Genomic DNA, 25,359 nt, shown 5'->3' on the forward strand with positions numbered 1-25,359 from the left:
GCCCGCGACCGTGGCAGGGTGGAGGCATGGCTGGATCCTCCTCGAACACCATCCCGCGCGAGGTCACCGAGTCGCTGCGGCAGGCGATGGATGCCGCGGGCATCACCGAGCAGACGGACCTGGTGGCCCGAATCCTGGCGACCGGGGTCGGCCTCGGCATGGACGACACCGATCGTCTCGATCTGAAGATCACCTCGGCCGCCCTCACCGAGATGCGCGCGGCGTTCGGCCTGTTCGCGCCCTACCACGACGTGCCCAAGGTGACGATCTTCGGGTCGGCGCGCACGAAGGCGAACGATCCGCTGTACCGGCAGGCGAAGGATGCCGCGCACGCGCTGTCCGACCACGGCTGGTTCGTGGTCACCGGCGCCGGCCCCGGGATCATGCAGGCGGCGGCGGACGGCGCCGGGCCCGATCGGTCGATCGGCGTCTCGATCCGGTTGCCGTTCGAGGAGAAGCCGAACGCGCTGCTGGCCGACTCCGAGAATCTCGTGTCGATGAAGTACTTCTTCACCCGCAAGCTGATGCTGATGAAGGAATCGCACGGCTTCATCTGCGTGCCCGGCGGCTTCGGCACGATGGACGAGATGTTCGAGCTGCTCACCCTGCAGGCAGACCGGCAAGGCCGAGCCGATGCCGATCGTGCTGCTGGACGAGCCCGGCGGCACGTTCTGGGCCGGCCTGCGCCGCTTCATCGACCAGCACCTGGTCCCGGCGGGCGTGATCGATCCGGACGACTTCGATCGCGTGCTGGTGACCGACTCCGTGCCGGCCGCGGTGGAGGAGATCACCGGATTCTGGCGCAACTACGACTCCCTGCGGTGGGTGCGCGAGCCGCCTCGTGCTGCGGATGCGCATCGCCCCCGACGACGCCCAGCTGGCCGAGCTCAACGAGCGCTTCGCGCACCTGCTCACCGAGGGTGCGATCGCGCTCACCGATCCGCTGCGCGACGAGCGGGAGGACGGCGACCGGCTCGAGCTCCCGCCTGGTGATGACGTTGAACCCGTTCAAGGTGGGCGAGCTGCACCGCGTGATCCGGGCGATCAACGAGTGGGCCCGCCCGTCCTGACGCCCGGGCGTCGGCGATGCGACCGGCTCAGCGACCTATGATGGCTCCGGTGACGGGGGAGCAGGGCGGCAGGCGGTGGAGCGTCCTCCCGCGCCTGCTCGAACAGGCCCCGCCGCGGGTCCTGGTCGTGGTGGGGGCGGTGGTCGCGGTCCTGGGCGTGCTCATCGTCGCACGGCCGCTGACCTCCCTGGTGCTGCTGGGGATGTACGTCGGGCTGAGTGCGATCATCTCGGGGATCATCGAGTTCGTATCCGCGCATCGGTCGCCGCGATGGTGGTCGCGCGCGTTCGCGCTGGTGTGGGTCCTCCTCGGCGCGCTCATCCTGATCTGGATCGGTCGCAGCCTGAACCTGCTGCCGGCCGCCCTGGCCGTCCTCCTGCTGCTGGGCGGGGCCACCTCGCTGGCCGACGCCGTGGCGCACCACCGCGCCGGCGAGCGCGTGCGGGTCAGCGAGCGGGTGCTGGCGGCCAGCTGGGGGGCCGCCCAACTCGCGTTCGGGGTGCTGTCGCTGACCTGGCCGGATGTCACGGTCCTGGTGGTCGCGGTGGTCTTCGGCGTGCGCACCACGGTGTTCGGCGCGATGCTGCTCATTCGCGGGGTCGGAGCCCTCGCGCAGCGGCCCGACCGAGGCGCGCGACCCCGGCGCACCCGCACCGGGCACCCGCGGTGGGCGGACGGTGGACGGTACGCGCTGGCCGGGCTGCTGGTGGTCGTCACGGTCACCGGGGGGTTCCTGAACGACTGGCTCGAGCACGGCGCCCCCGTGGTGGACGCGTTCTACGACCCGCCGCAGCAGGTCCCCTCCGGTCACGGCGAGCTCATCCGCTCCGACGAATACGGCGGGAAGATCCCGGCGGGTGCGGACGTGAAGCGCATCCTCTACACGAGCACCGACGCGCACGGTGAGCCGGTGCCGGCCAGCGCTCTGGTCATCATCCCCGATGTGACGCCCGCCGCACCGATGCCGATCGTGCTCTGGAACCACGGGACGACCGGCGTGGCGCGCGGCTGTGCGCCGAGCCTGCGCGACGACGCCGCCACCCGGTGGGCGATTCCGGCCCTGGACCGGGCGCTCGCGTACGGCTGGATAGTGGTCGCCCCGGACTACGCCGGCCAGGGGGCGCCCGGCGTCTTCCCCTACCTCATCGGCGAGGGCGAGGCGCGGTCCGCGCTGGACGCGGTGCTGGCCGCGCAGCGGCTCCCGCACGTGTGGGCATCGGATGACGTGGTGGTCTGGGGGCACTCCCAGGGCGGGCACGCCGCGCTCTGGGCCAGCCAGATCGCGCGTCGGTACACGCCCGACCTGCGGGTGCTCGGCACGGCGGCGCTCGCGCCGGCGGCCGAGCCGCTGGCCCTCGCCCGCGACCTGACGGCCGGCTACGCGAGCGTCCAGCTGACGGTGCTGACGGCGTGGGTGCTCATCCCGTACTCGCAGACCTACCCCGACGTGCGGGTGGAGAACTACGTCGCACCGGGCGCCCGGTCGATCGTCCGCGAGATGGCGCAAGCGATGTCCGACCGAGCCGGGGGTGATCGTCTCGGTGGTCGCCGCGCTCGGCGTCTCGGAGGACCGCCCGCTGTACATCGGCGACCTGACCACCGGCGCCCTGGGGCACCGGCTGGGGCAGAACAACGTGAACGGCGCCTGGAACACGCCGCTGCTGGTCGTGTGGGGCGAACGGGACGAGGTCATCCCGCGCAGCCAGCAGGTGTCGTTCGTGAAGCGGCTGTGCGCGGCCGGGAACAGCGTCGAGTGGAGCGAGTATCCGGCGGTCACCCACCAGGCCGTGCTCGAGCCGTCCTCACCGCTGCTGCCCAAGCTGATCGACTGGACGGCGGGCCTGTTCGCCGGCCGTACTCCGCCGCCGTCGGAATGCGCGTGAGTGCGGGCATCCTCACAGACTCTCGAGAGACGGCATCCGGTAACGTTGTAGGGATGTCGGCGCGCACGCGCGCCCGCGAGAGCTGAATAGGGAGGGCGCGATGGATATCGACCTGGGACTGCCTGCGAACCGTCGAGCGCGAGAAGGAGATCCCCTTCGACGAGCTGGTGCGGATCATCGAGCAGGCGATTCTGACCGCCTACGCCCGGCACACGTCGTCGACAGGCACGCTCCCGGACGGCGCCCGCTCCGAGCTCGATCGCAAGACCGGCCACGTCGCCGTGTTCGTGCCGCTCCTGGATGAGGACGGCGTGGTCATCGGCGAAGAGGAGAGCACGCCCGAGGACTTCGGCCGGATCGCCGCATTCGCCGCCAAGCAGGTCATCAGCCAGCGGCTGCGCGACATCGCCGACGACGCCGTGCTCGGCGAGTTCCGCGGCAAGGAGGGCGACATCGTCGCCGGTGTCGTCCAGCAGGGCCCGAACCCCCGGATGGTGCACGTCGACCTCGGCACCGTCGAGGCGATCCTCCCGCCCGAGGAGCAGGTCCCGGGCGAGGACTACGCGCACGGCTCGCGGCTGCGGGTCTATGTGACCAGCGTCGCCAAGGGCGCCAAGGGGCCGGCCATCACCGTCTCGCGCACCCACCCGAGCCTGGTGCGCAAGCTGTTCGCGCTCGAGGTGCCCGAGATCGCGTCGGGGCTGGTCGAGATCGTCTCGCTCGCGCGCGAGGCCGGTCACCGCACCAAGATCGCGGTCCGCGCCACCGATCCGACGATCAACGCGAAGGGCGCCTGCATCGGCGAGATGGGGCGCCGCGTGCGCGCCGTGACCGAGGAGCTCAGCGGCGAGAAGATCGACATCGTCGACTACGACGAGGAGCTGGCGAAGTTCGTGGCCAACGCGCTGTCGCCGGCCAAGGTGACCTCGAGCTTCATCCTCGATCCCGCGACCAAGGCGGTCCGGGCGCTGGTGCCCGACTACCAGCTCTCGCTCGCGATCGGCAAGGAGGGCCAGAACGCGCGTCTGGCCGCCAAGCTCACCGGGGCCAAGATCGACATCCAGCCCGACAGCATCCTGGAAGAGGGCTGACCCGCACGGCTCGCCCAGGCTCGGAGTGTAAGATGGAGGCTGTACGAACGTGCGTCGGCTGTCGCCGGCGCTCCCCGCGGTCCACGCTCCTGCGAGTCGTGGCGGTCGACTCCCACCTCGTCCCCGATGAGCGTGCGGTGATGCCCGGACGGGGAGCGTGGGTGCACGACACGTACGCGTGCCTGGATGCCGCACTGCGGCGACGCGCCTTCGTACGAGCCCTGCGTGTGTCAAGCCCGCTTGACATGCAGACCATCGAGAAACGGCTGAACGGCTATGGAAACAAAGTGAACGGCTCGAAATGAGACCCGTCCGCGACTAACGGTCTGCCCTGTCCGGGGGAGACCTCAGACAGGAGAATTGTGGCAAAACCACGCGTGCACGAGATCGCCTCGGAGCTCGGCGTCGACAGTAAGGTCGCGCTCGCGAAGCTGAAGGAGCTCGGCGAGTTCGTCAAGAGCCCGTCGTCGACGATCGAACCTCCGGTGGCCCGGAAGCTCCGTGCTGCCCTCGAGGCCGACGGTGCGGCCACGTCGACCGCCGGAAACGGCGGCGGTGCCGGCACCGCGGCGGCGGCACCCCCGACCGGCCGTCCCGGCCCGGTGCGACCGGCCAAGCCCGCCGCCAAGGCGGCCAAGCCCGCCGCGCCCGCGCCCGCCGAGGCGCCCGCGCCGGCTGAGGCATCCGCGCCGGCTGAGGCATCCGCCCCTGCGGCCCCCGAGGCCACGGTCGAGGCGACCGAGGCTCCCGCCGCCGAGCCCGCGCAGACCTCGTCTGCCCCGTCGCCGGGCGGATCCGCTCCGCGTCCGGGCGGCGCCCGTCCGGGCAACAACCCGTTCTCCTCGGCGCAGGGAATGGGCCAGCGTCCGACCGGTCCGCGTCCGGGCAACAACCCGTTCGCGCCCGCCCAGGGGATGGGCCAGCGTCCCAACCCCGGCAACATCCCGCGCCCGCAGGCGCCCCGGCCGCAGCCGCCGCGTCCCGGTTCGCCGCGCCCCGGCGCGGCCCGTCCGGGTGCTCGTCCCGGTGCCCCGGGTCGTCCGGGCGGTCGTCCGGGCGGCGGCGCGCCGTTCCAGCAGCGTCCGGGTCGTCCCGGTGCCGGTGCGGGAGCAGGCGCCGGTGCTCCGGGCGGGTTCGCCGGTCGCCCCGGCGGCGGCTTCCCCGGTCGTCCCGGCGGCGGAGGCCGCGGTCGCGGCCCCGGCGGCGGCACCGCGGGTGCCTTCGGCAAGGGCGGCGGCAAGTCGAAGCAGCGCAAGTCGAGGCGTGCGAAGCGGCAGGAATTCGAGATGCGGTCGGCGCCGATCGTCGGCGGCGTCAACGTCCAGAAGGGCAACGGCGAGATCATCCGGATGCGCCGCGGCGCGTCGATCTCGGACTTCGCCGACAAGATCGAGACGCTGACCGGCTACACCGTGCAGCCGGGCACCCTGGTGACGATCCTGTTCAACCTCGGTGAGATGGCCACGGCGACCGAGTCGCTGGATGAGGCCACGTTCGAGGTGCTGGGCGCCGAGCTGGGTTACAAGATCCAGATGGTCTCGCCCGAGGACGAGGACAAGGAGCTCCTGGAGGGCTTCGGTCTGGACCTCGAGGCGGAGCTGGCCGAGGAGGACGATGAGGATCTCGAGATCCGTCCGCCGGTGGTCACGGTCATGGGCCACGTCGACCACGGAAAGACCCGCCTGCTGGACGCGATCCGGCAGACGAACGTGGTCGCGGGCGAGGCCGGCGGCATCACGCAGCACATCGGCGCGTACCAGATCTGGACCGAGCACGACGGCAATGAGCGTGCCATCACCTTCATCGACACCCCGGGCCACGAGGCGTTCACCGCCATGCGCGCCCGTGGTGCGCAGGTCACCGACATCGCGATCCTGGTGGTCGCCGCCGACGACGGCATCATGCCCCAGACGGTGGAGGCCCTGAACCACGCCCAGGCGGCGGGGGTGCCGGTCGTGGTCGCGGTCAACAAGATCGACAAGCCCGACGCCAACCCGGCCAAGGTGCGCCAGCAGCTGACCGAGTACGGTCTGGTGGCCGAGGAGTACGGCGGGGACGTCATGTTCGTCGACGTCTCGGCGCGGGAGAGCGTGGGCATCCAGGAGCTCCTGGATGCGGTGCTGCTGACCGCCGACGCCGGCCTGGACCTGCGGGCGAACCCGAACAAGGCCGCGCGCGGTGTGGCGATCGAAGCCAAGCTCGACAAGGGTCGCGGCTCGGTGGCCACGGTCCTGATCCAGTCCGGCACGCTGCGCGTCGGCGACGCGATCGTCGCCGGCACGGCGTACGGACGCGTCCGGGCCATGGTCGACGAGAACGGGGATGCCGTCGACGAGGCGGCTCCGGCCCGTCCGGTGCAGGTGCAGGGTCTGAACTCCGTGCCCCGCGCCGGCGACACCTTCATCGTCACCGACGAGGACCGGATGGCCCGTCAGATCGCCGAGAAGCGCGAGGCAGCCGAGCGCAACGCGCAGCTGGCCAAGGCCCGCAAGCGCATCTCGCTGGAGGACTTCACCAAGGCGCTGCAGGAGGGCAAGGTCGAGTCGCTCAACCTCATCATCAAGGGTGACGTCTCCGGTGCCGTCGAGGCGTTGGAGGAGTCGCTGATGAAGATCGAGGTGGACGACTCGGTGCAGCTGCGCATCCTGCACCGCGGTGTGGGTGCCGTCACCGAGTCCGACGTGGACCTGGCGACGATCGACAACGCGATCATCGTCGGATTCAACGTCCGCCCCGACCAGAAGGCGCGTGCGCGCGCCCAGCGCGAGGGCGTGGACATCCGCTTCTACTCGGTCATCTACGCAGCGCTCGAGGACATCGAGAACTCGCTGAAGGGGATGCTCAAGCCGGAGTACGAAGAGGTCCAGTCGGGTGTGGCCGAGATCCGCGAGGTGTTCCGCTCCTCGAAGTTCGGCAACATCGCCGGTGTCATCGTGCGCAACGGCACGATCACCCGCAACGCGAAGGCCCGCGTCATCCGCGACGGCGTGGTCGTCGCGGACGGGCTGGCGATCGAGTCGCTGCGCCGGTTCAAGGACGACGTCACCGAGGTGCGCACGGACTTCGAGGCCGGTATCGGCCTGGGCAGGTTCAACGACATCCAGGTCGGCGACGAGATCGAGACCACCGAGATGGTGGAGAAGCCGCGCGGCTGACAGCCGCATCGTGGGGACGCCTTCGGGCGTCCCCACGCTCAGGAGGAATCATGTCTGCAGAGCGACAGGCCCGCATGGCCGACCGCATCCGCGTGCTCATCGCGCAGCGCCTTGAGAAGGGCTGCGCGACCCGCGGCTCGGGTTCGTCACGATCACCGATGTGCGGGTGACCGGCGACCTGCAGCACGCGTCGGTGTTCTACACCGTGCTCGGTGACGAGAAGGAGCGCCAGGACACCGCCGATGCGCTGCGCGCCGCGACCGGGATGCTGCGCAGCGAGGTGGGCCGCCAGCTCAGCGTGCGCCTCACCCCGACGCTGGAGTTCATCCACGACGCGATCCCCGAGAACGCCGGTCACATCGAGGATCTGCTGCGCGAGGCGCGCGAGCGCGACGAGCGCGTGGCCGGCCTGGCGTCCGGCGCCACGCACGCCGGCGAGGCCGACCCGTACCTCAAGCCCCGCGACGCCGACTGACCCCTTCTCCTCGGGATCGTACGATCTGGCCGAGTGCACATGAAACTTGGCCGGGTTTGATGTGCAGTCGCGGGTTTGATGTGGTTTCGCGCGGGTCGGTCGGCGCGAAGTGCGCGGGCGCGCAGTGCGCCGGCAGCGTGAGGCGTGCGCCGGCAGCGTGAGGCGTGCGCCGGCAGGGTGAGGCGTGCGCCGGCAGGGTGAGGCGTGCGCCGGCAGGGCGCAGTCTTCGCGACACCGGGCGCGAGGCGACGTTCAGCGGGGAAGGTGCGAGCATCCCGTCGGATGCCTCGGCCAGCCCATCGGCGATGAGCGAGTCGATCGCCCGGTCGCGCTGGTGCGCATCCGGCCAGTCCGCGATGACCGCATCGATCGGCACGGCGTGGGCGGCGGCATCCCGCAGCACCGCCAGCACGGCGCCGCGCGCTTGCCGGTCGCTGCCCTCGTAGCGCGCCTGCCTGCGCCGCCGATCACCGGTGTCGGGATATCCGGCCGCCCGCCACGCGCACACCTGCGCGATCGGGCAGATCCCGCAGCGCGGGGCACGCGCCGTGCACACCACAGCCCCCAGCTCCATCGTCGCCGCGTTCATGACCGCGGCATCCGCGTCGTCCGCCGGCAGGATGTCGGCCATCCGCTCGAGGTCGCGGCGCGAGGCGGCGCCGGGCTCGACCGCCCGTCGAGGGCCCGCGCGAGCACGCGCCTCGTGTTGGTGTCCACGACCGGATGCCGCTGGCCATACGCGAACACCGCGACCGCCCGCGCGGTGTAGTCGCCGATGCCGGCCAGGGCCAGCAGCGCGTCCACGTCGGCGGGAACGGCACCCCCGTGCCGATCGCGCAGCTGCACCGCCGCGCGGTGCAGCCAGAGCGCCCGCCGCGGGTAGCCCAGGTTCGCCCACTGGCGCACGGCCTCGGCCGGCGGTTCGTCGGCCAGCGCGGTCGGGGTCGGCCAGCGCGTCAGCCAGGCATCCAGATGCGGGATGACGCGGGTCGTCGGCGTCTGCTGCAGCATGAATTCGCTGACCAGCACGCCCCAGCCTCCGTACTGGGCGTGGAACGCCGTGCGGCGCCACGGCAGATCGCGCGCGGTGCGCCGGTACCAGGCGACCAGCGGGGTGGCGAGATCGGGACCGGGCACGGCGTCCACTCTATGCAGTCGGCCGCTGCTCCACCGGCGCCGCCTCCACCGCCGCCACCTCCACCGGCGCCGCCGCAACCGCCGCCGCCGCCGACGGCCGATCTCGGCCGGGCGCTCCGCCCCCGTCGCAATAGGCTGGGGGCATGCGCCTGCCGATCACGCCCGCCAACACCCTGTGGCGTGCGCTTGCGCGACGAGATCCGCGCGTCGCGGTCGCACGGACGGGTGATCGTCGGCGTCGACGGGGCCGACGCGGCGCTGATCGCCGACGGGCTCGCCGCGGTCTTCGAAGAGCGGGATGTCTCCACCTTCCGCGCGTCGACCTCTGATTTCCTCCTTCCCCGCGCGCAGCGGAAGCCGCATGACGACTACGACTGGTCGGCGTTCCGGCGGGTGCTCGTCGACCCGTTCCGCGAGGGCTGGCAGACCTCGGCGACCACGGGCTTCCAGCTCGCCGCCTACGATCCGGCGCGCGACGAGCCCGCCGAGGCGCGCTGGCTGACCGCCGACGGCGACGCCGTGCTCATCGTCTCCGGGCCCGATCTCGGCCTGCCCGCTCTCGCCGCCGTCTGGGACTTCCGCATCGGCACGAGCGGACCGCTCGACGCCGTGATCGACGCCACCGACCCGCAGCATCCCGTCCGTCTGACCGGGGCGGCGTCGTGAGCGATCCCACCGGCATCCTGCTCGTCGACAAGCCGGGCGGGATCACCAGCCACGACGTGGTCGCGCGCGCCCGCAAGGCCCTGGACACGCGCAAGATCGGCCACGCCGGCACCCTCGACCCGATGGCCACCGGCCTGCTCGTCCTCGGCGTCGGCCCGGCCACCCGGCTGCTGACCTACATCGTCGGGCTCGACAAGACGTACACCGCGACGATCCGCCTGGGCCAGACCACCGACTCCGACGACGCCGACGGCCAGATCATCGCCCGGGCCGCGTCATCCGCCCTCGCCGCCGTCACCGACGAGCGCATCGCCGCCGGCGTGGCGGCCCTGACCGGACCCATCGCCCAGGTCCCCAGCCGGGTCTCGGCGATCAAGGTGGACGGCCGCCGTGCGTATGCGCTGGCGCGCGAGGGCGCCGAAGTCGAGTTGAAGCCGCGGGATGTCGTGGTCTCGCGCTTCGACGTGCTGGCGGACCGCCGCGGCGACGGATGCCGCGACCTCGACGTCGTCGTCGACTGCTCCACCGGCACCTACATCCGCGCGCTGGCGCGCGACCTCGGCGCCGCACTCGGCGTCGGCGGTCACCTGGTCGCCCTGCGTCGCACGCGCATCGGTCCGTTCGACGTCGCCGATGCCGCCCCCGTCGACGCCCTGGCCGAGACCCCACTGCGCACGGCTTCGGCCGCGGCCGCCGCGGTCCTTCCGGCGGTGCGCCCCGACGCCGAGCAGGCCGCCGACCTGCGCCACGGCAAGCGGGTGAGCGGCCTGGCCGACGCCTTCACCGGGCCCCGCGCGGCCGCCATCGCGCCCGATGGCACGCTCGTCGGCGTGATCGAGCGGCGCGGAACCGGGCCTGCCGCGCTGGTCAAGAGCGTCATGAACATGCCCGAGGAGCACGCATGATCCTGTGGTTCACCCTCGTCACGGTCGCCGCCGCCGCGATCGGCGGGCTGCTGTGCGTCGTGCTGGGCCTGGCCGGGCGCCGGCCCAGCGACCTGTCGGTCGGCGCCCTGGCGCTGCTGGAAGCTGCTGCTGATCGCCCAGGTCGTGATCGCGATCGTGGCTCCGCTGGCCGGCAATCCGCCCAGCGGCAGCCTGCTGGAGTTCTGGGTCTACCTCGTCTCGGCGGTGCTCCTGCCGCCCGCCGGTGTCGCGTGGGCGCTGGTGGAACGCAGCCGCTGGAGCACGGTGATCATGGGCATCGCGGCGCTGGCGGTGGCGGTCATGGTCTGGCGCATGCACGTGATCTGGACGGTGCAGGCCGCCTGACCGCGTCAGCGCTTCGCGAGGTAGGCGGAGTGCACCCAGCCGGTCGCGCCCAGGTACACGACCTTGCGCCAGACGCCGCTCGTGGCCTTGACAGTGCCGACCGACGCGCCCCTCGGGATCACCCGGATCTTTGCCCCCGTCAGCGACGGGGATCTGCGGAAATTCAGGGCGCTCGTCGTCTTGTACGTCGCCGGCTTGGACGCGGCGGGCTTGGATGCCGCGGGCTTGGGCGCGGCGGGCTTGGATGCCGCGGGCTTGGGCGCGGCGGGCTTGGATGCCGCGGGCTTGGATGCCGCGGGCTTGGATGCCGCGGGCTTGGGCGTGGCGGGCTTGGGGGCGGCGGGCTTGGGCGTGCCTGCCCGGCAGGGCGGCGGGAGCGCCGGTCGGAGACGGGGCCACGACCGGGGGCTTGGCCGGGGCCGGGGGCTTCGGCGGCAGCGGAGGAGCTTCATCGACAGATACCCGGACGACAGCCAGCCGCTCTGGGTGCCGACCCGGACGGGGAAGTAGCCGTTCGAGCTCTGTCCGGCGACGGCGACCGCCGCGGTGCGCACCGGCAGGACCCGGAGGACGGCGGATGACAGTGACGGCCCGGTCCGGAAGTTCAGCGGGGTCGTGACGTAGTAGGTGCACGTGGTCGGCGGCTTCGTGGCCAGGACCGCCTTCGCGCCGCGGTACAGGTCGACCCCGTGCGTCTTCAGGAACGGCGCGGGATCCAGCGACCGGGCGGACCCGGGTGCACCCTGCCAGATCTCGAGGTGCAGGTGGTTGCCGCCCGAAACGCCGCTCGTGCCCACCTCGCTGATCCGCTGGCCGGCCGCGACGATCCTGCCGACGGTGACCCGCGTGGTCGACTTCCAGATGTGGTAGTAGATCGAGGTGTACGTCACCCCGCCCAGCGAGTGCCGGATCGTGATGTAGCCGGCCCGCGAACTCGTGCCGTCGACCGTGGCGACCACGACCCCGGCCGCGACGGCGTAGATCGGCTGCCGCCGGGAGCGGCCATGTCCAGGCCGAGGTGGAACGTGGACGCGCCGGGGATCGACATGCATCGGGGGCCGTAGTACGACGAGACCGTGTAGCTCTTCGCCTTCAGCGGCGTCGTGAACGTCGTCGCTGCCGGCGGTGAGGCGGTCGCCGTCGAGATCGGGCCGGGGCCGGCCGCGGCGGCCGAGACCGGGGTCGCCAGCGCCAGGACGAGCGCGGCCGCGGCGAGGACGGAGGGGAGGGTGGAACGAATCGATCGCATGTGGGGCACTTCGGTGAGAGGGCGGATGAGGATGCGGTCGGATGCCGTCCGTCGGTAAATATTGTCACCCAACGGTGTGTCTGTCTACTGCTGAGATTGAAGTGGTGTATGTGACTTGCAGAGTGAGGGCGCCGGGCGTGGTCGAAGTAGGATCGAGGGGTCATGTCATCCCCTTCTCGCCCGCCTCGCCGGATGACCGGCATCGGCCGCGTCCTCGTCGTCGTCTACGCCGTCCTGGCGCTCGGTGCCACCGGTCGCTCGCTCGTGCAGATCATCGAACGGTTCGACCATGCGCCGCTCGCCTTCACCCTGTCGGCGGCCTCGGCGATCGTGTACATCCTGGCCACCCTCGCGCTGATCTTCTCTCGGCGACCGGCCTGGTACCGGATCGCCTGGGTCGCGATCTCGTTCGAGCTGGTCGGCGTCCTCGCGATCGGCACGCTGAGCCTGGCCCGCCCCGACCTGTTCCCCGAGCCCACAGTGTGGTCGTTCTTCGGCATCGGGTACGTGTTCATCCCGCTGGTGCTGCCGTTCTTCGGGCTGTGGTGGCTGATCACCCACCGTCCGGCGACGGCGGATGCCGCATCCCACCGGGCGGTGAGCGCCCGATGATCGTCTTCCGCGACCCGTCTGAGGTGCCCGCCGACTTCGGCCCGTCGGTCGTGGCGATCGGCAAGTTCGATGGCGTGCACGCCGGACACCGGGCGATCCTGGAACGCGCGAAGGTGGATGCCGCGGATGCCGCGGTGAAGGTGGTGGCGGTCACCTTCGACCGCAACCCGCTGGCCACGCTGCGACCCGAGCTCTGCCCCGAGGACCTCATCGGATTGCACCAGAAGCTGCAGCTGCTGGCCGCCAGCGGGATCGACGCGGCGCTGGTGCTCCGCTTCGATCAGGAGATGGCCGCACAGCCGGCCGAGGAGTTCATCGAGCAGGTGCTGGTGAAGGCGCTGGACGTGCGCACCGTGCTGGTGGGCCGCGACTTCCGGTTCGGGCGCGGCGGCGCGGGCAGGCCCGAGCTGCTCGAGCGGCGCGGTGCGGAGTACGGGTACCGCGTCGACATCATCGACGACGTCCGCGCCGTCACCACCGAGCGGCGGGTCTCGTCCACCTGGATCCGCGAGGTGCTCGCGGCCGGCGATGTGGTGACCGCGGCCAAGCTCCTCGGTCGCACCCACGGGGTCTGGGGCGAGGTCGTGCACGGGCTGAAGCGCGGGCGCGCTCTGGGCTACCCGACCGCGAACCTGTCTCCCGACATGGAGGGCTTCGTGCCGGCGGACGGCGTGTACGCCGGCTGGCTCGTGGACGAGGCCTCCGGCGACGGGCTGCACCCCGGCATCCGGTATCCGGCGGCCATCAGCGTCGGCACGAATCCGACGTTCGACGACGTGCCGCGCCGTGTGGTCGAAGCCTACGTGCTCGACGAGACCGACCTCGACCTCTACGGCCACCGGGTAGAGGTCGAGTTCGCCGACCGGGTGCGCGGCATGGTCGCGTTCGACGGCGTCGAGGCGCTGAAGACGCAGATGGCCGACGACGTGCGGCGGGTGCGCGAACTGCTGAGCTGACGGATGAGCACGCGCAGCACCGGCTCTGCTCATATGTGCACGTACGTGCACGGATGCTGTGACCGGCGTATCCTCGACGGCAGGAGGATGTCGTGGACGAGGAGCTGCTGTCGGTGCGCGCCGCCGAGCTCTACTACGACGCCGGTCGCACGCAGGATGAGATCGGCGCGCTCCTCGGCGTCTCGCGCTTCAAGGTGGGGCGTCTGCTCACCCGTGCACGCGAGACCGGCATCGTGCGGATCGAGATCGTCCACCCCGGCGCGCGCCGGCTCGGGCTGGAGCGGGCCCTGGTCGCCGCGTCCCCGCGGCTGTCCGACGCTGTGGTGGTGCCCTCGCCCCAGGGCGATGAGGTCGCACTGACCGACCGCGTCGCCCAGGCCGCGGCCGATCACCTCCGCGCGCTGCGCCCGGTGCCGCGCACCCTCGGTGTCAGCTGGGGCCGCACGCTCACCGCGGTCGCCGCCCACCTGCCCGACGGATGGGCGCGCGGGGTCACGGTCGTGCAGGTCAACGGCGGAGTCAGCGTCAACCGGCGTCCCGGCGGCGCCGCGCACCTGGCCGCCACCATCGCGGAGCGGGCGTCCGGCGCGGCCGTCCTCCTGCCCAGTCCCGCGATCCTCGAGCAGGAGCAGACCGCCCGCGCCATCCAGTCCGATCGCACGGTGGCCGCGGTGCTGTCCGCCGCCGCGCACGCCGACGCCTACGTGTTCTCCGCCGGCGTGTGCGACGCGACCTCCGCGCACGTGGAGAACGGCTACCTCGACGCCGACGGCATCCGGCACCTGCAGCAGCGCGGCGCCGTCGGCGACGTGCTCGGCCGCTACATCGACGCCGAGGGCAACATCGTCGACCCGGCGCTGGACGCGCGGACGGTCGGCATGCCGCTCGCGCGGCTGCGGCAGGCCGACACCGCGATCTTCGTGACCGCCGGGGCCGCCAAGCACGACCTCGCCCGCACCGTGATCGCGTCCGGGCTGTGTACGGTGGTCGTCACCGATGAGGCCACCGCCCGTTCCCTGCTGGAGGACGCATGACCACGATCTCTTCACCCGCCACCCCGGTCTCGCGGCTGCGTCGCGTCGTCGTCGCCGTGATCATCGTGGCGTTCACCATCGCCGCGATCGGCGGGATCATCGTGCTGCTGGGCGGTGACCTGGGCGAGACCGCCGCTCGCGTGATCGGCACCACCGCCGTCGTGGGCGCGTTCAGCGTCGCCGTGCTGTGCTGCGCCGCCCTGCTCGGCAAGCCGCTGCAGTCGGTGGGTGTCGCCGGCGTGATCGTCTCGGTCATCGCCGCCGCGCTCGTGATCTGGACCGTCTGGTACACCGGAGGATCCGACTCCTGGTGGGAGCTGACCTCGAAGCTGACCGGCACGGCGGTCATGCTGTCGATCGCCGCGTCGCTGGCGTGTCTGCTCCTGCTGCTGGCCGATCGCCGGCGCGTGGCCGTGCGGGTCGGCCTGTTCATCACGCTCGGTCTGTTCGCGGTCGTGGCGGTGCTGATCGGCGTCCTGATCTGGGCGCCGGACGCCGTTGACGACACCGTGTTCCCGCGGACCCTCGGCATCGCCGCGATCCTGGCGGCGCTGGGCGCGGTCGTGGTGCCGGTGCTGTCGCTGCTGATGCCCGACGCGCGCCCGCACGGCCTGTCGCACACCGCGATCGGTCGACTCCAGGACGAGGCCGCTCGTCGGGGGATCGCGCCCGACGAGTTGGTGGACGCCCTGCTGGCCGACACCAGGATCACGGGCGCCGTGCCCACCTCCCACGAACACCAGCCACCTCTGGAGGAGAGATGACCACACAAGAACTCAGCCGCCGCACGGCGGTGGACGTGCTCGGCGATGCGCCCGACAACGGCACGCTGCGCCGGTTCCTGCACGGATTGCCCGGGGTCGACGCGGTCGGCCTCAGCCAGCGCGCGGACGCCCTGGGCACCCGCTCCATCAAGACCACGTCCAAGGCCTGGGCGCTGGATCGCATCATCGGCCTGATCGACCTGACCACGCTGGAGGGCGCCGACACCCCCGGCAAGGTGCGCTCGCTGGTCGCCAAGGCGCAGCATCCGGATGCCGGTGACCCGGCATGCCCGCCGGTGGCGGCCGTGTGCGTGTACGGCGACATGGTGCCGTACGCCGTCGAGGCGCTGGGCGCCCGGCACGGCGACCCCGACCAGGGGGCATCTCGGTGGCGGCCGTGGCCACGGCGTTCCCGAGCGGGCGCGCCTCGCTCGGCGTCAAGCTCGCCGACACCCGCGATGCCGTGCAGGCCGGCGCGGACGAGATCGACATGGTCATCGACCGCGGGGCGTTCCTGGCCGGCGACTACTCGACGGTGTTCGACCAGATCGTCCAGGTCAAGGAGGCGTGCCGCCGCGCCGACGGCACCTCGGCCGCCCTGAAGGTGATCCTGGAGACCGGCGAGCTGAACACCTACGACAACGTCAAGCGGGCCTCGTGGCTGGCGATCCTCGCCGGCGGCGATTTCATCAAGACCTCGACCGGCAAGGTGGCGCCGGCCGCCACGCTGCCGGTGACCCTGCTCATGCTCGAGGTCGTCCGGGACTGGCATCGCCTGACCGGCGAGCGCATCGGGGTGAAGCCGGCCGGCGGCATCCGCACTTCCAAGGACGCCATCAAGTACCTCGTGACCGTCGCCGAGACCGCGGGTGAGGACTGGCTGGTGCCGCACCTGTTCCGGTTCGGCGCATCGAGTCTGCTCGACGATGTGCTGCTGCAACGGCAGAAGCTCGCGACCGGACGCTACTCCGGCGCCGACTACGTGACTCTGGACTGAAGAAGGACATCATGGGATTCCTGGAATACGCGCCCGCGCCCGAATCGCGCGGCATCCTGCACCTGAAGGACCGCTACGGCCTGTTCATCGACGGCGAGTTCGTCGACGGCACCGGCGGCTCGTTCACGACCATCTCGCCGGCCGACGAGGCCCCGATCGCAGAGATCTCCGCGGCCTCGGACGCCGATGTGGATGCCGCGGTGGCGGCCGCGCGGCGCGCGCACACCAGAGTGTGGGCGAAGATGAGCGGCCGCGACCGCGGCAAATACCTGTTCCGCATCGCCCGGCTCGTGCAGGAGCGCGCCCGCGAACTGGCCGTCGCCGAGAGCCTGGACAACGGCAAGCCGATCAAGGAGAGCCGCGACGTCGACGTGCCGCTGGTGGCGGCCTGGTTCTTCTACTACGCCGGCTGGGCCGACAAGCTCGACTACGCCGGGCTCGGCGCCGACCCGCGCTCACTGGGCGTGGCCGGCCAGATCATCCCGTGGAACTTCCCGCTGCTCATGCTCGCGTGGAAGATCGCCCCGGCCCTGGCCGCCGGCAACACGGTGGTGCTCAAGCCCGCCGAGACCACTCCGCTGTCGGCACTGATCTTCGCCGAGATCCTGCAGCAGGCCGACCTCCCGCCGGGGGTGGTGAACATCCTCACCGGCGCCGGCGGCACCGGATCCGCCCTGGTGCGGCATCCCGACGTCGACAAGATCGCGTTCACCGGATCGACCGCGGTCGGCCGTGAGATCGCGCGCACCGTCGCCGGAACGGGCACGTCGCTCACCCTCGAGCTGGGCGGGAAGGCCGCCAACATCGTGTTCGACGACGCGCCCATCGACCAGGCCGTCGAGGGCATCGTCAACGGCATCTTCTTCAACCAGGGCCACGTGTGCTGCGCGGGCAGCCGGCTGCTGGTGCAGGAGTCGATCCACGACGAGGTCATCGACCGGCTGAAGACCCGGCTGTCCACCCTCCGGCTGGGCGATCCGCTCGACAAGAACACCGACATCGGCGCGATCAACTCGGCCGAGCAAGCTGCAGCGCATCCGCGAGCTCAGCGACGTGGGCGAGCAGGAGGGCGCCGAGCGCTGGACGGCCGACTGCGTCATCCCGGACAAGGGGTTCTGGTTCGCTCCCACGGTGTTCACCGGGGTCGAGGCATCCCATCGCATCGCCCGCGAAGAGGTGTTCGGCCCGGTGCTGTCGGTGCTCACCTTCCGCACGCCGGCCGAGGCGATCGCGAAGGCGAACAACACGCCGTACGGTCTTTCGGCGGGCATCTGGAGCGACAAGGGGTCGCGCATTCTGGCGGTGGCCGACAAGCTGCGTGCCGGCGTGGTCTGGGCGAACACGTTCAATCGGTTCGACCCGGCCAGCCCGTTCGGCGGCTACAAGGAGTCCGGCTACGGCCGGGAGGGCGGGCGGCACGGCCTGGCCGCGTATCTGAAGCCCGCCGGTGCCGGGGCCCTCCCGGTCGTTGAGCGAAGCCGCGCGAAGCGCGACCGAGTCGAAACGACGACCAAGAAGGAGGCCCGCCGATGAGCGCCCGACTGACCGTGCCCAAGACGTACAAGCTCGCGATCGGCGGCGCGTTCCCGCGCAGCGAATCCGGCCGCACCTACGAGGTGCTCTCGGCCAAGGGCGAGTTCCTCGCCAATGCCGCGCTGGCCTCGCGCAAGGACGCGCGCGACGCCGTCCGGGCCGCGCGCGGCGCACACGGCGGGTGGGCGGGGGCGACCGCGTACAACCGTGGCCAGGTGCTGTACCGCGTGGCCGAGATCCTCGAGGGCCGCCGTGCGCAGTTCATCGACGAGATCGTCGCGCAGGAGGGCGTGAGCGCCGCCGCCGCGGCGACGCAGGTGGATGCCGCGACCGACCTCTGGGTCTGGTACGCCGGCTGGTGCGACAAGTACGCGCAGGTCGCCGGCGGGCTGAACCCGGTCGCCGGCGCGTACTTCAACATCTCGGTGCCCGAGCCCACCGGCGTGGTCGCGATCGTCGCGCCGCAGGACGACGCGCTGCTCGGCCTGACCGCGGCGGTGGCCCCGGCGCTGGTGGCCGGCAACGCCGTCGTGGTGATCGCCAGCCAGCGGCATCCGCTGTCATCGATCAGCCTGGCCGAGGTGCTCGCCACCAGCGACATGCCCGGCGGCGTCGTCAACGTGCTCACCGGGTCGCCGGCCGAGCTCGCCCCGTGGCTGGCCGATCACGCCGACGTCAACGCGCTCGACCTGGCCGGCGCCGCCGAACTGGACTGGGTCGACCTGCAGATCCGCGCGGCCGAGACCCTCAAGCGCGTCCTCCCGCCCGGCGAGCCGACACCGTCGCCGCAAGCGGATCGCCACCTTCACCGAGGTCAAGACCGTCTGGCATCCCAAGAGCATGATCTGACCGCGGCATCCGGTACCTGCCGACGCTGCCGGACGGCGGTGATGGTCGGCTCAGCTGTCGCTCTTGCGCACCGGGCGCGGCGTTCGCGCGCAAGAGCGACAGATGAAGGCGTCGTCGCGCGGGGTTATCGGGCGACCGGATCGACGTCCCTCGCCGGGTTGCGGATGCCGAGGAACGAGACGACGCCGCCGAGCGCCATCAGGGCGGCGGTGACGATCGCCGCGCGCCAGAAGCCGGCCAGGTCGAGCACGCCGCCGACGATGACCCCGAGGGTGGCCACGGCGATCAGCCCGGCTACGCGCGCGACGGCGTTGTTGACCGCCGAGGCGATTCCCGACCGTCCGGGGTCGATCGATCCGAGGACGGCCGCGGTCAGAGGCGCCACGGTCAGGGTCAGCCCGATCCCGAACAGGATCACCGACGGCAGCACCTGGGTCCAGTAGTCGAAGTCCTCGCGCACGGTCAGCAGGAGCACCGCCGACCCCGCCATCACGAGCGGACCCACGGTCATGAACAGCCGCGGCCCGATCCTCCCCGCCCAGCTGCCCACGTGCGAGCTGAACAGGATCATGATCACTGTGGACGGCAGGCTGGCAAGGCCCGCCAGCGTGGCCGGCAGTCCGGCCCCCTGCTGCAGGTACACGCCCAGCACGAGGCCGTTCAGCGAGAGCGCTCCGTACACGAACACGGTGGCGAGGTTGCCGGCCGAGAAGTTGCCGATGCGGAACAGGCCGAGCGGCATCATCGGCTGGGCGGCGAAGCGCTGGCGCACCACGAACCCGATCAGGCACAGCACGCCGATCGTCATCGTGCCCCAGATCGCGGGCGACGCCCATCCCAGCCGCTCCTGCTCGATCAGGGCGAACACGGCGCCGGCCAGCCCCACGGTGCACAGCACGGCGCCCAGCCAGTCCACGCGTGCGCCCGGCTCGCGGTGATCGCGGTGGTGCAGGGTCGCCGGCAGCCAGAGCGTGAGCGCGATCGGCAGGACGTTGATCAGGAACACCAGCCGCCACGACACCAGATCGACGAACACGCCGCCCAGCACCGGCCCCACCAGCATCGCGGCCGTCGTCGCCCCGGTCCAGGTGCCGATCGCCCGCGCCTGTGCCGGACCGCGGAACGTCGAGGTGATCAGCGCGAGCGAACTGGGCACCAGCAGCGCCCCGGCGATGCCCTGCACGCCGCGGGCGAGCACCAGGAACAGCGGGTCCGGGGACGCCGCGATGGCGATGGAGGCGACGGCGAACCCGATCAGGCCGGTGCGAAGCACGACGATCCGGCCGAACACGTCGCTGAGCGAGCCGGCGACCAGGATCAGCGCGCCGAGGGTGATCAGGTACGAGTCGACCACCCACTGCTGGGTGACCAGACCGCCGCCGAGGTCGCGTTGGATCGCCGGGAGGGCGACGGTGACCACCGTGCCGTCCAGGAACGACACGAACGATGCGAGGATCGCGATCAGCAGCACCCGGCGCTGCGTGCCGGTGGGGGATGCCGCGGCATCCGCTTTCGTCTTGTCCACACCGAAACGATAGGGCAGATTCGGTCCGGAATACCCCCAGGGGGTATATGGTTGTGATGATCGAACCGAACAACCGAGGAGAACCATGAGCACTGTCACCTATCGCGTCGACGGAATGACCTGCGGCCACTGCGCCCAGTCCGTGAGCCGCGAGGTCGGCGCATTGGCGGGCGTGACCGAGGTCGCGGTCGACCTGGAGGCGCACACCGTCGCGGTGACCGGCCCGGCGACCGAGTCGGATGTCGCCGCCGCCGTCGCCGAGGCCGGCTACACCGCCCGGGGTGCGGTGTCATGACGGAGACCGCTCTGCGCGAGGCGACCCTCGACATCGAGGGGATGACCTGCGCCAGCTGCGTGGCTCGGGTCGAGAAGCGGCTGCAGAGCGTGGACGGGGTGACGGCCGCCGTCAATCTCGCAACCGAGTCGGCGCGGGTCAGCTTCCCGCCCGGCCTCGACGAGCAGCGGCTGGTGGCGGCCGTGCGCCAGGCCGGATACGACGCCCGCGTGCGCCATCCGGCGCCGGAATCGCAGGGGTCCTCCGCCGATGACGGGCACGAGGCATCCGCTGGCCCCGAGCCCGCCCCGGGCGAGGCATCCGGGCACGCGCACGACGTCGACGACGCCCCCGGCGGCACGACCCTGCGCACCCGGCTGATCGGCAGCGCCATCCTGGCGCTCCCGGTCGTCCTCCTCGGGATGGTGCCGGCATGGCAGTTCGCCGGCTGGCAGTGGCTCTCGCTCGTGCTGGCCACCCCGATCGTGCTCTGGGGCGGCTGGCCGTTCCACCGGGCCACGTTCGCGAACCTGCGCTACGGCGCCCTGACGATGGACACCCTCATCACCCTGGGCACCGGCGCCGCATACCTGTGGAGCGTGTGGGCGCTGCTGTTCGGCAGCGCCGGCGAGATCGGGATGACGCACGGCTTCTCGCTGTTCGAGCGCCCGGTCGACGCCACCTCGCTGGTGTACTTCGAGGTCGCCGCCGCGGTCACGGTCTTCCTGCTGCTGGGCCGCTTCGTCGAGCAGCGCTCCAAGCGCCGCGCCGGCAGCGCCCTGCACGCACTGCTCGAGCTCGGCGCCACGGACGTCGAGCTGGCGTCCGGCGCGCGCGTGCCGATCGGGCAGCTGGCGTCCGGCGACGTGTTCGTCGCCCGCCCCGGCGAGAAGGTCGCCACCGACGGGCTCGTGCGGCAGGGCGAGGCATCGGTCGATCAGAGCATGCTGACCGGCGAATCGGTGCCGGTGGACGTGGCGGCGGGGGACGCCGTCACCGGCGGCACGATCGTCGCCGATGGCCGGCTCGTGATCGAGGCCACCGCCGTCGGCGAGGCGACGCGCCTCGCGCGCATCGCCCGGCTCGTCGAGGACGCACAGGTGGGCAAGAGCAGGATGCAGCGCCTGGCCGACCGCATCTCGGCGGTGTTCGTGCCGATCGTGATCGCGCTGGCCGTGCTCACCCTGATCGGCTGGCTGCTGGCCGGGCACCCGCTGGCCTCGGGCTTCACCGCCGCGGTCGCCGTGCTGATCATCGCCTGCCCGTGCGCACTGGGCCTGGCCACGCCGATCGCGATCCTGGTCGGGACCGGGCGCGGCGCGCAAGCTGGGCATCCTGGTCACCGGGCCCGAGGCGCTGGAGCAGGCCGAGCGGATCGACACCGTCGTGCTGGACAAGACGGGCACCGTCACCACCGGGCGCATGAGCCTGGCGTCGGTGTTCACCGACGGCGCCGACCCGTCGCCGGCCCTGCACCTGATCGGCACGCTGGAGTCGGCATCCGAGCATCCGGTCGCCCGCGCCATCACGGCGGAGGCCGACCCGTCGGGTGAGCTCACCGGCTTCCGCAACCACGCGGGACGGGGCGTGACCGGAGCGGTCGACGGCGTGCCGGTGTTCGCCGGACGCCCGTCGTTCGCCGCCGCACAGGGCGCACAGATCCCGGCGCGCTTCGCGGATGCCGTCTCGGCGGCCGAGAAGCGCGGCACGGCGATCGTCGCAGGCTGGCCCGATGACCAGGGGCGCCCACAGGTGCGCGCCGTGTTCTCGGTGGCCGACACGATCCGGCCCGAGAGCGCGGATGCCGTGGCCGCCCTGCATCGGCTCGGACTGAACGCGGTGCCTGCCGACCGGTGACAACCGGTCTGTGGCGGCGGCCGTCGCCGGCGAGGTCGGCATCGACGAGGTCCGCGCCGAGGTGCTGCCCGAGGACAAGGTCGCCGAGATCACCCGCCTGCAGGCCGCCGGGCACCGGGTGGCGATGGTCGGCGACGGCGTGAACGACGCCGCCGCTCTGGCCACCGCCGATCTCGGCATCGCGATGGGCGGCGGGACCGACGCCGCCATGCACGCCAGCGACATCACCCTGGTGCGCAGCGACCTGAGCGTGGCCGTGGACGCGGTCCGCTTGAGCCGACGGACGATGCGCGTCATCCGCGGCAACCTGTTCTGGGCCTTCGCCTACAACGTGGCGGCGCTGCCGCTGGCCGCCCTCGGGCTGCTGAACCCGATGATCGCCGGCGCCGCGATGGCGTTCTCCAGCGTGTTCGTGGTGCTCAACAGCCTGCGCCTGCGCTCCGCGCCCTGACCGGCCGCGCCGACCCGCACGGGTCCCTGCGCAGCGGCCCCTGATCGGCGGATCCCGGCTCGATGAGCAGGGATTCGCCGATCCGCGCTGTCGGCTCACGGGATCGCGGCGGTTATGCCGTAGAATGGTGCGCGGGGAACGGCACCCGCAGAAGCGGGGTTGCCAGCCATCGCCCCGGCCCGCGTCCGTGCGCCACCCGCCCGCGGAGCAACGCAGCACCGCCGGTTCCGGATCTTCGGGACCGACCGGCCATTCACGCTCAGGAGGAGCATGCCGACCACGGCAACCGCCACGTCACCCGCACGGCGACGCAAGTCGTCGGCCGCGCGCCGCGATGACGAGGCCCCCATCATCCCGATCCTCGCGCGCAAGGTGCGTGAGGTCGAGGCCAAGGCGCAGCGCGGCAAGCTCGGCCCCACCAACCGGGTGAAGTTCCAGGTGATCGCCTTCCTCGTCCGCGAGGAGCGCGCCCGGGTCAAGGCCGACACCGAGCTGGCCGACGGTGTCCGCGCCGAGCTGCTCAAGCGGCTCGACGGCGTCGCGACGATCCTGGCCAAGACCGCCGCGCGTGACACCTCGCTGATCCAGCTGCTCGAGGTCGACCAGGCGACCTCGCCGGTCGCCAAGCGCATGCGCCGGGACTGGCTCTCGAGTCCGGAGCGGAGCTGGCCCCGGACGAGCTCATCATCACCGATGCCGTGCCGATCCAGCAGCCCACGGTCGTGCCGGCCGCGCTCGCCGAGCGCCAGGTCGTCCCGCCGCAGGTCGAGACCCGCCGCGAGGCCAACCCCTTCCTCGCGCCCGACCTCAACCGGCCTGCCGCCAACGGCAGCCAGCGCCGGCGGCTGGACAGCTGGGAGCTGATGGGCCCGCTGTACAAGGCGTTCGAGTCCGGCGCCGGCGGGGGAGCGGCCTCGATGAACCTGCCCCCGGTGCCCGAGTTCGACCGGCTCTCGCCCCGCGGCCTGGAGGTCATGCCGCACCAGTCCCGGTTCCTGCAGGCCGTGCGCGACGGGCACCGCTCGTTCCTGCTGGCCGATGAGCCGGGCCTGGGCAAGACCGCGGAGTCCGTGCTGGCGGCATCCGTCGCGGACGCGTATCCGCTGCTGGCCGTCGTGCCCAACGTCGTGAAGATGAACTGGGCCCGCGAGGTGCAAGCGGTGGACGCCGCAGCGCCGCGCCACGGTGATCTCCGGCGACGGCGAGGATGTGGACGCGTTCGCCGACGTGTTCATCGTCAACTACGAGATCCTCGATCGCCACCTGTCGTGGCTGAGTTCGCTGGGGCTGAAGGGGCTCGTCGTGGACGAGGCGCACTTCATCAAGAACCTCAGCTCGCAAGCGGTCGCAGAACGTGCTCGCGCTGGCCGGCCGCATCCGCGAGCAGGTCGCCGATCCGCTGCTGCTGGCGCTGACCGGAACCCCGCTGATCAACGACGTCGAGGACTTCGACGCGATCTGGCGGTTCCTGGGCTGGACCAACGGGCAGAAGCCGGGTCCGGAGCTGATGGAGAAGCTCGATGCCACCGGTCTGACCCCCGCCGACAAGGCGTTCTACCCCGAGGCGCGCAGCGCCGTCATCTCCATGGGCATCGTGCGGCGCAAGAAGAAGGATGTCGCCGCCGACCTGCCCGACAAGATGATCGCCGACCTGCCGGTCGAGCTGGACGACGAGTACGGCCGGTCGATCCGCCAGGCCGAGCGCGAGCTCGGCGAGCGCCTGGCCGCCCGCTACCGCCGCGTCATCGAGGCGCGCGGCGACCGGGGCCTCGCGCACGGCGAGGTGGACGACGACATCGTCCGGCTGGTCGCGCACAATGAGCTCGAGGAGTCGAAGGCGGCCGGCACGGGCTCCGAGAACGTGTTCACCATGGTCCGCAAGATCGGTCAGGCCAAGGCGCTGCTGGCGGCGGACTACGCCGTCCAGCTCGAGCGCTCGGTGGGCAAGGTCGTCTTCTTCGCCAAGCACATCGACGTGATGGATGCCGCAGAGGCGCACTTCGGGGCATCCGGCATCCCGCACGTCTCGATCCGCGGTGACCAGTCGACGCCTGCCCGGCAGGAGGCGATCGACGCGTTCAACAACGACCCGGCGGTCGGCGTCGCGGTGTGCTCGCTGACGGCAGCGGGTGTCGGACTGAACATGCAGGCGGCCTCGAACGTCGTGCTCGCCGAGCTCAGCTGGACCGCGGCCGAGCAGACGCAGGCCATCGACCGCGTGCACCGCATCGGGCAGGACGAGCCCGTCACCGCATGGCGGATCATCGCCGCGCACACGATCGACACCAAGATCGCCGAGCTGATCGACTCCAAGCAGGGGCTGGCGGCGCGCGCGCTGGACGGTGAGGCGGCCGAGGAGACCTCGAGCGATTCGGTGCAGCTGGCGGCGCTGATGCACCTGACCCGGCAGGCCCTGGGCGCCCAGTGACGTCGGGTCTGCTTCGCTGGCAGGCGGGATGCCGCGGGCAGTAGTGTCGTGTGTGGCAGAGTCGCCGACATCCCTCCCCGAA

Annotated in this window: 14 protein-coding genes and 10 pseudogenes; 20 read left to right on the forward strand and 4 right to left on the reverse strand. The window is 71.8% G+C overall.

Translation table 11 applies throughout. The annotated features are described in order from the left end of the window. Positions 1 to 86 precede the first annotated feature (86 nt). From L2X98_RS16415 to rbfA, 6 genes and pseudogenes are all read left to right on the forward strand, one after another. Positions 87 to 1,070, forward strand: a pseudogene (locus tag L2X98_RS16415) (LOG family protein). Between the two features lie 49 nt (positions 1,071 to 1,119). Beyond that, complete coding sequence (locus L2X98_RS16420) at positions 1,120 to 3,039, forward strand: lipase family protein (protein ID WP_259611613.1); 1,920 nt, start codon at positions 1,120 to 1,122, stop codon at positions 3,037 to 3,039. Positions 3,040 to 3,053: 14 nt separating this feature from the next. Next, positions 3,054 to 4,044 (forward strand): annotated as a pseudogene (nusA, locus tag L2X98_RS16425) (transcription termination factor NusA). A gap of 32 nt (positions 4,045 to 4,076) precedes the next feature. After that, complete coding sequence (locus L2X98_RS16430) at positions 4,077 to 4,349, forward strand: YlxR family protein (protein WP_259611614.1); 273 nt, start codon at positions 4,077 to 4,079, stop codon at positions 4,347 to 4,349. A gap of 57 nt (positions 4,350 to 4,406) precedes the next feature. Beyond that, complete coding sequence (infB, locus tag L2X98_RS16435; protein WP_259611615.1) at positions 4,407 to 7,199, forward strand: translation initiation factor IF-2; 2,793 nt, start codon at positions 4,407 to 4,409, stop codon at positions 7,197 to 7,199. A gap of 50 nt (positions 7,200 to 7,249) precedes the next feature. Then, positions 7,250 to 7,674 (forward strand): annotated as a pseudogene (gene rbfA / locus L2X98_RS16440) (30S ribosome-binding factor RbfA). Positions 7,675 to 7,942: 268 nt separating this feature from the next. Here rbfA and L2X98_RS16445 read toward each other — a convergent pair. Continuing rightward, positions 7,943 to 8,811: pseudogene (locus L2X98_RS16445) on the reverse strand (HhH-GPD family protein); the annotation flags it as partial. A 186-nt stretch (positions 8,812 to 8,997) separates the two neighbouring features. On the opposite strand from L2X98_RS16445, the gene L2X98_RS16450 reads away from it, so the two are divergent. The 3 genes and pseudogenes from L2X98_RS16450 to L2X98_RS16460 all read left to right on the forward strand — a co-directional run bounded on the left by L2X98_RS16450 (position 8,998) and on the right by L2X98_RS16460 (position 10,748). After that, complete coding sequence (locus L2X98_RS16450; RefSeq protein WP_435526218.1) at positions 8,998 to 9,477, forward strand: nucleoside/nucleotide kinase family protein; 480 nt, start codon at positions 8,998 to 9,000, stop codon at positions 9,475 to 9,477. Continuing rightward, on the forward strand, positions 9,474 to 10,382 hold the full coding sequence (gene truB / locus L2X98_RS16455) for a tRNA pseudouridine(55) synthase TruB (RefSeq protein ID WP_259611617.1): 909 nt from the start codon (positions 9,474 to 9,476) through the stop codon (positions 10,380 to 10,382). Before L2X98_RS16450 ends, truB begins: the two co-directional genes overlap by 4 nt. Then, a pseudogene (locus L2X98_RS16460) lies at positions 10,379 to 10,748 on the forward strand (hypothetical protein). Before truB ends, L2X98_RS16460 begins: the two are co-directional and overlap by 4 nt. 5 nt (positions 10,749 to 10,753) lie before the next feature. Here the strand turns inward: L2X98_RS16460 and L2X98_RS16465 are convergent. After that, entirely contained in the window at positions 10,754 to 11,707 is a 954-nt protein-coding gene (locus L2X98_RS16465; RefSeq protein WP_259611618.1) for an SH3 domain-containing protein, read from the reverse strand. After that, positions 11,635 to 12,069 carry a M23 family metallopeptidase gene (locus L2X98_RS16470; protein ID WP_259611619.1) on the reverse strand — a complete coding sequence of 145 codons (435 nt, stop codon included), beginning with the start codon at positions 12,067 to 12,069 and terminating at the stop codon, positions 11,635 to 11,637. Before L2X98_RS16470 ends, L2X98_RS16465 begins: the two co-directional genes overlap by 73 nt. 120 nt (positions 12,070 to 12,189) lie before the next feature. Here L2X98_RS16470 and L2X98_RS16475 point away from each other — a divergent pair, with 120 nt between their 5' ends. The 8 genes and pseudogenes from L2X98_RS16475 (at position 12,190) to L2X98_RS16510 (ending at position 18,742) form a co-directional block, all read left to right on the forward strand. Continuing rightward, on the forward strand, positions 12,190 to 12,609 hold the full coding sequence (locus tag L2X98_RS16475; RefSeq protein ID WP_259611620.1) for a hypothetical protein: 420 nt from the start codon (positions 12,190 to 12,192) through the stop codon (positions 12,607 to 12,609). Continuing rightward, positions 12,606 to 13,565: a bifunctional riboflavin kinase/FAD synthetase gene (locus L2X98_RS16480; protein WP_259611621.1), complete on the forward strand. Its 960-nt coding sequence runs from the start codon at positions 12,606 to 12,608 to the stop codon at positions 13,563 to 13,565. The genes L2X98_RS16475 and L2X98_RS16480 overlap by 4 nt, the downstream gene beginning before the upstream one ends. Positions 13,566 to 13,657: 92 nt before the next feature. Then, positions 13,658 to 14,599: a sugar-binding transcriptional regulator gene (locus tag L2X98_RS16485; RefSeq protein WP_259611622.1), complete on the forward strand. Its 942-nt coding sequence runs from the start codon at positions 13,658 to 13,660 to the stop codon at positions 14,597 to 14,599. Then, positions 14,596 to 15,363, forward strand: coding sequence for a hypothetical protein (locus L2X98_RS16490; protein ID WP_259611623.1), 768 nt, complete (start codon positions 14,596 to 14,598; stop codon positions 15,361 to 15,363). Before L2X98_RS16485 ends, L2X98_RS16490 begins: the two co-directional genes overlap by 4 nt. Then, positions 15,360 to 16,360, forward strand: a pseudogene (deoC, locus tag L2X98_RS16495) (deoxyribose-phosphate aldolase). Before L2X98_RS16490 ends, deoC begins: the two are co-directional and overlap by 4 nt. Before the next feature lie 11 nt (positions 16,361 to 16,371). Then, a pseudogene (locus L2X98_RS16500) lies at positions 16,372 to 17,418 on the forward strand (aldehyde dehydrogenase family protein); the annotation flags it as partial. Further along, the gene (locus L2X98_RS16505) at positions 17,414 to 17,893 is read left to right on the forward strand and encodes an aldehyde dehydrogenase family protein (RefSeq protein ID WP_259613366.1); all 480 of its coding nucleotides are present in this window, start codon (positions 17,414 to 17,416) and stop codon (positions 17,891 to 17,893) included. The pseudogene L2X98_RS16500 and the gene L2X98_RS16505, both read left to right, overlap by 5 nt. Beyond that, positions 17,890 to 18,742: pseudogene (locus L2X98_RS16510) on the forward strand (aldehyde dehydrogenase family protein). The gene L2X98_RS16505 and the pseudogene L2X98_RS16510 overlap by 4 nt, the downstream one beginning before the upstream one ends. 124 nt (positions 18,743 to 18,866) lie before the next feature. On the opposite strand, the gene L2X98_RS16515 reads toward L2X98_RS16510, so the two are convergent. Next, on the reverse strand, positions 18,867 to 20,267 hold the full coding sequence (locus tag L2X98_RS16515; RefSeq protein ID WP_259611624.1) for an MFS transporter: 1,401 nt from the start codon (positions 20,265 to 20,267) through the stop codon (positions 18,867 to 18,869). Between the two features lie 85 nt (positions 20,268 to 20,352). Between L2X98_RS16515 and L2X98_RS16520 the strand changes: the two genes are divergently transcribed. From L2X98_RS16520 to L2X98_RS16530, 3 genes and pseudogenes are all read left to right on the forward strand, one after another. Next, positions 20,353 to 20,562, forward strand: a complete 210-nt coding sequence (locus L2X98_RS16520; RefSeq protein ID WP_259611625.1) for a heavy-metal-associated domain-containing protein — start codon at positions 20,353 to 20,355, stop codon at positions 20,560 to 20,562. Beyond that, positions 20,559 to 22,849: pseudogene (locus L2X98_RS16525) on the forward strand (heavy metal translocating P-type ATPase). The gene L2X98_RS16520 and the pseudogene L2X98_RS16525 overlap by 4 nt, the downstream one beginning before the upstream one ends. A 270-nt stretch (positions 22,850 to 23,119) precedes the next feature. After that, positions 23,120 to 25,277 (forward strand): annotated as a pseudogene (locus tag L2X98_RS16530) (DEAD/DEAH box helicase). The last annotated feature ends 82 nt before the right edge of the window (positions 25,278 to 25,359 follow it).

This window comes from Microbacterium elymi (genome assembly GCF_021582895.2).
In the GTDB taxonomy this organism is placed as follows: domain Bacteria; phylum Actinomycetota; class Actinomycetes; order Actinomycetales; family Microbacteriaceae; genus Microbacterium; species Microbacterium humicola.